This is a genomic window from Cryobacterium sp. Y62 (genome assembly GCF_002929785.1).
GTDB lineage: Bacteria > Actinomycetota > Actinomycetes > Actinomycetales > Microbacteriaceae > Cryobacterium.
Genome location: NZ_PJJK01000051.1, coordinates 1 through 8,948, shown reverse-complemented (window position 1 = coordinate 8,948; position 8,948 = coordinate 1). Strand labels below are relative to the sequence as shown.

Annotated in this window: 9 protein-coding genes; 5 read left to right on the top strand and 4 right to left on the bottom strand. The window is 61.8% G+C overall.

From position 1 onward, the window contains the following. Positions 1 to 302 precede the first annotated feature (302 nt). Positions 303 to 1,379: a hypothetical protein gene (locus tag CXY71_RS00930; protein WP_158252920.1), complete on the bottom strand. Its 1,077-nt coding sequence runs from the start codon at positions 1,377 to 1,379 to the stop codon at positions 303 to 305. A 559-nt stretch (positions 1,380 to 1,938) separates the two neighbouring features. Here CXY71_RS00930 and CXY71_RS00925 point away from each other — a divergent pair. Next, the gene (locus CXY71_RS00925) at positions 1,939 to 2,226 is read left to right on the top strand and encodes a hypothetical protein (RefSeq protein ID WP_104133853.1); all 288 of its coding nucleotides are present in this window, start codon (positions 1,939 to 1,941) and stop codon (positions 2,224 to 2,226) included. A gap of 306 nt (positions 2,227 to 2,532) precedes the next feature. Here CXY71_RS00925 and CXY71_RS00920 read toward each other — a convergent pair whose 3' ends face one another. The 3 genes from CXY71_RS00920 to CXY71_RS00910 form a co-directional block, all read right to left on the bottom strand. After that, positions 2,533 to 3,123, bottom strand: a complete 591-nt coding sequence (locus CXY71_RS00920; RefSeq protein ID WP_104133852.1) for a hypothetical protein — start codon at positions 3,121 to 3,123, stop codon at positions 2,533 to 2,535. Further along, positions 3,120 to 4,658, bottom strand: coding sequence for a sodium/proline symporter (locus tag CXY71_RS00915; RefSeq protein WP_104133851.1), 1,539 nt, complete (start codon positions 4,656 to 4,658; stop codon positions 3,120 to 3,122). The genes CXY71_RS00920 and CXY71_RS00915 overlap by 4 nt, the downstream gene beginning before the upstream one ends. 512 nt (positions 4,659 to 5,170) lie before the next feature. Then, positions 5,171 to 5,533, bottom strand: coding sequence for a hypothetical protein (locus CXY71_RS00910; RefSeq protein ID WP_104133850.1), 363 nt, complete (start codon positions 5,531 to 5,533; stop codon positions 5,171 to 5,173). Between the two features lie 170 nt (positions 5,534 to 5,703). Here CXY71_RS00910 and dprA point away from each other — a divergent pair, with 170 nt between their 5' ends. The 4 genes from dprA (at position 5,704) to CXY71_RS00890 (ending at position 8,896) form a co-directional block, all read left to right on the top strand. Continuing rightward, positions 5,704 to 6,642, top strand: coding sequence for a DNA-processing protein DprA (dprA, locus tag CXY71_RS00905; RefSeq protein WP_199184133.1), 939 nt, complete (start codon positions 5,704 to 5,706; stop codon positions 6,640 to 6,642). Positions 6,643 to 7,001: 359 nt separating this feature from the next. Then, complete coding sequence (locus tag CXY71_RS00900; RefSeq protein ID WP_104133849.1) at positions 7,002 to 7,187, top strand: hypothetical protein; 186 nt, start codon at positions 7,002 to 7,004, stop codon at positions 7,185 to 7,187. Further along, positions 7,187 to 8,122, top strand: a complete 936-nt coding sequence (locus CXY71_RS00895) for a DUF3560 domain-containing protein (RefSeq protein ID WP_104133848.1) — start codon at positions 7,187 to 7,189, stop codon at positions 8,120 to 8,122. Before CXY71_RS00900 ends, CXY71_RS00895 begins: the two co-directional genes overlap by 1 nt. Positions 8,123 to 8,479: 357 nt before the next feature. Then, positions 8,480 to 8,896, top strand: a complete 417-nt coding sequence (locus CXY71_RS00890) for a DUF3846 domain-containing protein (RefSeq protein ID WP_104133847.1) — start codon at positions 8,480 to 8,482, stop codon at positions 8,894 to 8,896. Positions 8,897 to 8,948: the final 52 nt, after the last annotated feature.

Genomic DNA, 8,948 nt, shown 5'->3' with positions numbered 1-8,948 from the left:
CGTGTTGCTTGATCGCGAAGATCCCACCCACATGATTTTGCTGGAGCGGTGGACGTCGGCCGACGCTGACGCGGCCTATCGCGAGTGGCGGGCGGGTGCGGGTGCGACCGAACTGGGCTCATTGCCAGCCAGCGTCCCCCAGGTCTCAATGTTTGAGACTGCCAGCGACATCTGACTGAGCACTACCGCATGCACCCGAGATCAGGGCAGTCCCCTTTGACTTGTTTACTCCGGAACAGAGCCATTCTTGAATCGACTGGTTACGGTTGCGTGTTCCGCTGGGTGCTGGTCTCAGCTGGCGATTATTGTGGCGGCAGATTCGACCGCTCTGTGTCGGATTTAGGGGCGAGGTGAAACGACTGCAGCAGCTCATCGGGCAGGGTCAGGTTGGCCGCGTTTAATATGGTGCCATCGTCGAGCACTTTGAAGACTCCCTGCTGTGAGTCGACGAGCATTGTCTCTCCATCGACCACGTTCAGGAAGAGCACATAATCCTCTCCTTCGGAGAAGCCGATTACTTCAGCGGTCGAGCGTGGCACTATTACAGTGACGGTCTCATCGTTTAGATAGGTCCCTGTGCCGATGTAGCCGTCGACGTTCACGATTACGAGTTCAACTTTCTCGCCTTCATGTACCTCTGGGGTTGTGCGGTTTACGGTTGTGCGCATGATGATTTCTGCCGTATCTTGAGCCTCGGTGAGATTCCACGCATAGTTCGAGGTGCGAAAGAGTCCGCCCCCTTCAGCGATGTATAGGGAGCCGGCGATGCCGGTCGCCGCGACTACGACGATTATGGCAATACGTTTGCCACCATGGGGGCATTTGTTCACGGGTACGAGACCCGTAGAACGCCGCTGACGCAAATAGCGGATTAGAAGAAGTCCACCGCCGATTGCTGCCGCAACCCAAACCAGGATTCGCACAACAAATAATTGGGTGTTATCTGGGTCCAACGGCCACCGTGGCAGCCAGACCATCTCCAGGACCGCTCCGAAGGGAACGACGAGACCAGCGAGTAACGCTCCCAGTCCGCGGCCGCGCGCCCCCACACCGACAAGTCCCAACCCGGGCCCGAGTACCAGGGCGATAAGTGACCAATAGGACAATTCAAATGCGTAACTGGTGAATGGCTCTCCTCGGAGCCAGGAGTCGGTGGCGAAGTAAGCAGTGCAGGCGGCGAGTTCAGCGAGGATACCGGTCAGGATTGCTGTACGCCACGTCCCACCAATCCAGCCACCGAGCACCATTATTCCGGCCCATGCCCAACCGGAATTGAACACGAAAGTGAGCACAGACGCCCATTCATTCGTCACCGATGACAGAAGCCCCAAGCCACCGCCAGCTGCAAGAGCGCAGACCACTTTCATCCAGCTGGACACCCCCCAACTCTAAGCCAAAGCTCGCGGACGGCCTTATTGAGCTGCCGCGGATATCTCAGCGGCCTGGTCGCGATGATCGTGCCGCGACCACAAAGAGACCATTCAAGAAGAGGACCGACGTCATCCCTACCGGTCCGTTAGGGAAGCGTCGCCCTGGCCGCCACGACCAACCCGTAGTGCACAGCAACGGAAGCAGCGGCGCAGCCGCGGCTCTTTTCCACCAGAAGAATGGCGGCGCGGTCGCCCTCAGTCTTGTCCGGGTGGAGCCGCTGTGAACCGTCTGTAAGTCTTTCTTGTGGCTGGCCTGGGGCTGGCTGGCTAGATTGGTGCTGGTTCTACTGACCGGGCGTGACTCGTGAACCGTCTGACCCCCGCGGGGTGTCTTGCCAGGGATCTGTCCACTCGGTTAGGAGGGCCGGTGTCTTTCTGGCCCACCACGATGACTTGATTAGAAGCTTGCCCGACGTTCACGTCGTGGCCCCTTACAGGCATGTCTCGCAGTGATCTTCTCCCGGGCTGACGCCGGCAACGACGTCCACCCACCATCAGGAGGCACCGCATGTCCATCGTCGCAGATCACTACAGAACCGTCGTGGGAGTCGACACCCACGCAGCCACCCATACCTACGCCGTCGTTGAGTCACCCTCGGGGAAGCTGCTCGACCAAAAGACTTTCCCGACGACGCCAGCCGGTTTGGCTAGCGGCACGGCGAGCGGCTGCGGGGCGCGAGCGGCGGATGCTGCCGAAGTAGCCCGTCGATTCGGTGCTGCCGAGCGACGCGGTGATGCGGTCGCTGGATATCGCTCGTCAGAACGATCACACCGAGCCAAGTCGCCCCACGGCTAAGACGAGCAGCAGCGCAGAAAGAACTACAAACTTTCTGTGGCGAGTGTGTCGTATCAATCTTTCAGAGCTTACGCTTGTCTCCTCAAACAAGTGGACCAGGCTGTCGCCTGATGCTATCAGTGATGGTCTGCAGGGCCTGAGGTGCGACGGCAGCAGCCCAGACTACTCACGCGCCTGGGCCTGTTTTTGCCCTTAGCGCCAACCACCGTTCCATTACTGGTCAGACCCCGATTCCATCCGCAACATATTTGACCGAACCACAGTGCCCACAGCTACGACCCACCGTGCTGTTTGAGTGGTTAGTTCTTACCCGGTGGCGGTTGGCTCGATGTGAACGACTCCACCGGGCACCAGATGATAGGCGCCGGTCAAGGCGTCGACCAAGACTTTTACTGTGCCGCCATTCGTAGGCAATTGCAGATCGAGTAGCCAATTCGGCTTGTACAACAACGGGTCTCTGCTGACGCTTGTGACCTCGATCGGGATCAGGGCGCGACGTCGGTGCAGGGCGGTGCGTACCGCGCATTGCCGAGCATCGTTCTCGGCGTGTTCTTTACTGATCGTTGCGGGAGCAGCATCTAGTGTTTCGCCCGGTTCTAGCAGAACCGGATCGGGCCAGGGATCGCTGGTGCTCGTGCCGCCGCTGCACCGGTCGACCAAGATATGGGCGACTCCGTGGATTTTTCGTCCGAAAGCTCGCTGCTGAACGGCGTAGACATAGCCGGCGTAGGGATGGTGCACTAATCGGGCGTTCGTGCAGACGAGGTCGGGAGCGCGGTTCAGCACGAGCCGGATGGCTCGATTGCGACTGATGCTGGGGGGAATACGACGGGCCGCCTGGTCGGCCGTGGTGGGCGGAGCTGGCTGTGGCCCGACGACCGGTAACGCGGCGCTCAACGGACCGACGCTTCCGTCGCCATGATCACATCTTGGCCCTTAAGTAGTTCGGCTGGGATCGGGCCGAGACGCTCTGTCTCGCCGAGGGCCGCCTGAATGTGTACCGGGACGGGGCAGCTCGTCTGCGTCAGCAGGCTGCCGACAATCATCGCCGTGACGGAGCTGACGATGCCCACGAGCATCGAATCCAATCCCGTGCGCGAAACCAGACTGAAGATCTCCCAGACCACTGGAACGGCAGTTCCCACGATCATCGAGGAGATCGCACCTACGGTGTTCGCCTTCTTCCACCACACGGCAGCCACATAGCAGGGCACAAAGGCGCTGCCCAGAATCGTCGTCGCGAAGATCACGAGAGCGAAGACCGCTGGAGGCTGGAAAACGGCGATGAAGAATCCGACGATGGCTAAAGCGAGCACCATGCCACGGGAAACCCACACCATGTTCTTCTCGTTCATCTTCTTGTTGATGAAGCGGTGGTAGATGTCCCGACTCGCAATGGTGCCGGCTTGCAGCAGGATCGAATCGGCGGTGGACATGATGGCAGCCATAATGCCGGCCATGACGATGCCGACCACGGCGGGGGGAAGTAACAACTGAGCGGTGGCGAAGATGGCCATCTCTGGGTCGGTGCCGATCGGAACGATCAGGAGAGCGACGATACCGACGAGGTACGGGGCTGGAACAAAGAGGATATTGAAGAGCATTGAGTAACCGCCGGCCTTGCGCGCGACACTCGGGCGTTTCATGGCCATGTGCCGGGTCACCACGTGCGGCCAGCCCAGGTAGCCGATCGAGAACACCAACAGCGCCCCGATAATCAGGCCCCACTGGCCGTAATGTGCGAGGTCTTTTCCCCACATCGTCAGCAGAGAGGAATCGATCGCACCGATTCTCGCGTTGGCAGCTCCAAGGCCGCCGAGGGTGGCCAGCGCTGCGAAGAGAACCCACAGAACCCCGATCAACATGATGATCGCCTGAAAGAAATCCGTGTATGCCACAGCGAGATAGCCGCCCAGGAACGTGTATAGAACGATGACACCAATGGCGATGCCGAGGGCCAGCGGATAAGAGAAGCCGGTAACCAGCGCCAAGCCCTTTCCGCCAGCAATGAACTGCGCTAGAACATAGAAGAACAGGCAGATCAGTGCGAGCGGAGCGGCGATTATGCGAGTGAGCGCCGACGGATAGCGACGTTCCAGGTATTCGATTGAGGTGACGGCCCCAAGGATTTGGGACAGCTTGCGCATGCGCCGCCCCAGCACGGACATGTTGAGCACGCCGCCGCCGAGGTCGCCGAGCGCATACCAGAGGCTCCAATACCCCTGGGTGTAGGCCAGCGAGCCAGCGCCAAGAAACATATACCCGCTCATGGATGTGCTTTGCAAGGTCAAGGCAGTGACAGCGGGTCCCATGCTTCGACCACCGAGCAGGTAGTTATCCAGGCCCTTGCCCGCGCCCCGGCGCATGGCCCAGATGCCAATGCCAATGAGAATCAAGAAGTAGAAAAGTAGGAAGTTGATCTCGGTAGTCATTCCGAATCCCCTTCGTCTTCGCGCGCCCAATGCCGGGATACCCACATAAACCCGACGGTATAGAGAATCCAGAACACGGGAACTCCGATCAACACTGATGAAGTAAAAATGGGCAGGTTAAACAACATTTCTCCTGGCGGTTTGGCCGTCTGAGCATTCATTTGCTCGGGCGGGACTTAGCAGGGCTGCCCTGCCGCGTGCTCGGTTCGGCCGGCGAGGTCATCAAAAAATTTTGGCGTGACTTTGAGCAGACAAGGGCACCTGGTTCGGTACGTTGTGGGCTGCAATCCCCCTCTCAAGCCGTAGTAATCGGCTACCCACAGTTGGGTCGAGAGCGATCAGAACGAAGGCATTCCTCCGGAACGATTCCGCATAATTATGTGCGTCTGCGCGAAGTCTTCGCACAAAAACAGCTATCCACCAGCTATTTAAAGAACATAATTTGGTCCGAGGGTGCTGCGTTGCGACCTCGGTCTAAATGTGATCTAAGCTGTCACCCCGACTTTCGGAGCTTATAGGCATTGCCAGTCAGGCACAAGGCATCGAGCCAGCTCTGCCGCATTGATCTCCGCCACATCGACAAAACCAATCTGCACGAGATGGCGCTGATTCGGGTAGAGCCGCCATTCGGGATCGAGCACCAGTCCGACATAGGACAGGTCTAATGGGCTCTGGGTCAGTACGACCTGACTAAGAAAATCGCTGCGACCGGGTTGCAGGTCGAGCAACACGTATTGGTCGGAGGAACCAACGGAAGCAGCGGCGAGCCGCAGCCACTCTCTCACTACAGCGGAACGGCGACGGAGACGGGCGACAGTGACCTGGTGCGGCGGAGCCGCTGTGCGGCACTGTTTTTCTGATGCTTTTTTGACCATTCCGGCCGGTCATCGTAGCTCCCTGCGCGGCTGCGTTCCCAGAATTTCAGACGCGGTCGCAGACTCCCTTATTTCACCTGAAATTCTGGGCACTCCACCGCTTCGGTCGCTATCAATTTCTCTCGCCGGAAGGCAAAAAAACAAGTTGTCCCAGGAGAGAGAAGAAGATCATGACCATCACATCCACCATCACCCGCCACCTCACCACCCCACCCGCATCGCTGATGGGCCAGGACCTCAGCCCCGACGCGATCGCCCGCGCCGTGTGGACGATCGTGGGAGAACCCGGAGACACCCAGGCCGGAGAACTCATTGCTACCGTGGGAGCCGCCGACGCACTCACCCTGCTGTGTCAGAGCGAAGACACCGCCGCTGGAGTGGACCTGACCGGACTCCGCGCACGGGTACTCCCCCGCGTCGTTGACAGCGCCATCGCGGCAGCCCTCAGCGCAGCGGCACGGGTTGGTGCGGTGCTGATTACGCCGGAGCACCCGCACTGGCCCGTCGGATTCGCCGACCTCGGCGTGAGCGCCCCGCACGCCCTTTGGGCCCGGGGCAATACGGCACTGTTGGTCGCGCAGCCGAGCATTGCCGTCGTGGGCGCACGGGCGGCCACCGGCTACGGCGAGCACGTGTGCATGGATATTGTCGGCGGGCTCGTCGGCCGTGGGCACACCATCGTGTCGGGGGCCGCGTATGGCATCGACGGGATGGCGCACCGCGCCGCCCTCGCCAGCGACGGCCAGACCGTCGCGTACCTCGCCGGCGGTGTTGACCGGTTCTACCCCACCGGCCACGACGCCCTACTGATCCGAATCGCCGCCAACGGCGTCGTCGCCTCAGAAATGGCCTGCGGATCAGCGCCCACCAAATGGCGTTTTCTGATGCGAAACCGCCTGATCGCCGCAGGAAGCACGGCAACGCTCGTCGTCGAGGCGGGGTGGCGTTCCGGATCGCTGAACGTCGCCGGCCACGCCGCCGCGCTCGGCCGTCCGATCGGCGCCGTCCCCGGCCCGGTCACCTCCCCCACCAGTGCCGGATGTCACCGCCTGATCAAAGAATTCGGCGCACGCATCATCACCGACGCGACCGACGCCGCCGCACTGTAGCCACGCGGGCCGGCCAGCCTTCGGGCTGGCCGGCGAGGGGTGTCCCCTCGCGCTCCCCACCAGTACAGCCACAACACCAACCACAGCAACAGCAACAACAGGGAACGGCGACGCGGCCGCCCTCCGTCCTGCCCAGGCGGAGCCGCTGCGCGGCACTGTTCTTGTGATGCTTTTTGACCATTCCGGCCGGTCATCGTAGCTTCCTTCCGCGCCTTTCGTTTCGGGCTTTCGCGGCATATCCTCAGTCGCTGCGCTCCTTGCGGTATTCCACGACCCTGCACTACACCGCTTCCGGTCGCTTTCGATTTCTCTCGCCGGAAGGCAAAAAAACAAGTTGTCCGAGGAGAGAGAAGAAACACATGACCACCACACACGTTGAGCCGGAGCTGCCCGGAATGCTCACCGCCGAAAACATTCTGATCAGCGGGGACATGTCCACGTACTGGAATGCGCAGAGCTACCCCAACCCCCGAAACAGGTTCCGGGTCATCACGACCCCGGACGGCTCCCGAATCACGCCTCACACCGAGAGAGGAGCACTCTGATGCTGACTATCACCCACACCCACGCTGAGGGCACCCTGATCGATGGCACCAGCAAGGGCGACGGGACCGCCGAAGTCCTCAAGACCAACGGGTGGCGTTGGGGGCGCAGCATTAGCGCGTGGTTTGTCCCCCAGTCCCGCGACCGCCTCCCGAAGCTCGGCACCATCGAGCGCACCACCACCGCGCTCGAGGCGGCAGGGTTCACCGTCACCACCAGCATTGACAGCACCCACCGCCCCATGGCCGAGGTGGAGGCGGGGAAGATGCAGCGACAGGCCGACCGGGTCGACGCCCTCGAGCACAAGGCGGACCGGAAGAGCGCCGTGGAAACGGCCGCGTGGGACCGCGAGCACGTTTCCCTGCGGCGGCTGCCCGAGGGCGGCGAGCCGATCAAAATTGGTCACCACTCCGAAACCCGCCACCGCAACGCCCTAGCCAAGGCAGACCGAGCCACCCGGGCCGCGCTGGACGTGACCGCGACCGCCCAGCAGGCCCAGGCCCGTGCCGACGCCGCCACCCACACGACTGATGCCCGCTACTCCCCCGTCACCGTCGCCAACCGCATCGAAACGTTGGGGGCGGAGCTGCGCAGGCTGGAACGGCGCATCATCGCCCCGTGTTACGACGAGGAGCACGGGTACGTCGACGCAACAGAAGCGCAGAAGCAGGCCCGAGCGGACCACCTCGCGCCGCACCTCGCAGAAAAACGCGACCAGATCACCTACTGGGAAGCCGTCAGAGCGGAGCAGATCGCCACAGGGCAGGCCACCGGCCACAGCCGCGACACTGTCCAGAAGGGCGACCGGGTCAAGATTCGCGGGCAGTGGCGCGAAGTCGTCCGCGCCAACGCCAAAGCAGTCAGCGTTACCACCGGTTACAGCTGGACCGATACCGCCCCGTATGCGGAGATCCAACAGCACCAGCGACCCGAATAACCCCAGGCGTTCACGGCCAGCCCCGCCCGGGCCGGCCGTGAGAGGCGGCGCCCCTCACACTCCCCCACCGGTGAACCCGGCACGGAGGCCGGCCCCACAGGGAACCGGCTGCGCCGGTCTGTTCTTTTTCAAGACTTTTCTTCCCTTGGTGTCCGGTCATCGTAGTTCGCTCCGTGCTACGCACCGCAGTCTCGGACGCGGTCGCAGGCTCCCTTATTTCGCCCGAGCCTGTGGTGCTTCGCCACTCCCGCTCTCAATCGATTCTCTCGCCACCAAGGGCAGAAAAACGGTGGACGACTACACAATCACTGCCGAGAGCCGGAACCCCGCGCCCTCACCAACTAGGAGAGAGAAACCATGACCACCATCCGTAGCGTCAAGATCAACCCGACCGAAACCATCACCACCCTGAACCTGACCCCGGGCAGTATCGGGGCAGACATCAGCACAGCTATTGGCTGCTCCATGTTCGACGTCGTCGGCCTGGCCGACAACATTGACCTCTTCGTCGACGATGAAGGACTCATCAACGGCTCACCCCTGAACCTGCCCGCAACCGTACTCACCCACCTCCTCGGCAGCCCCACCGTCATCTTCGGCACCGCCATCGCCGTCAGCGTCACCCCAGACGGCGAAACCATCGGCCTCACCGACCGCCAACTCGCGAGGATCCACAAAGCCTTCGCGCAGAAGCCCGACGACGGCGCCATCGACACACTCGTCGACAGCCTCTCCCCCTTCCCCACCATCGTCAGCATGCTCCTCAACCTCTAGCCACCACGGCCGGCTGGCCCCGACAGGCCAGCCGGTGAGGGGGCCAGCCCCC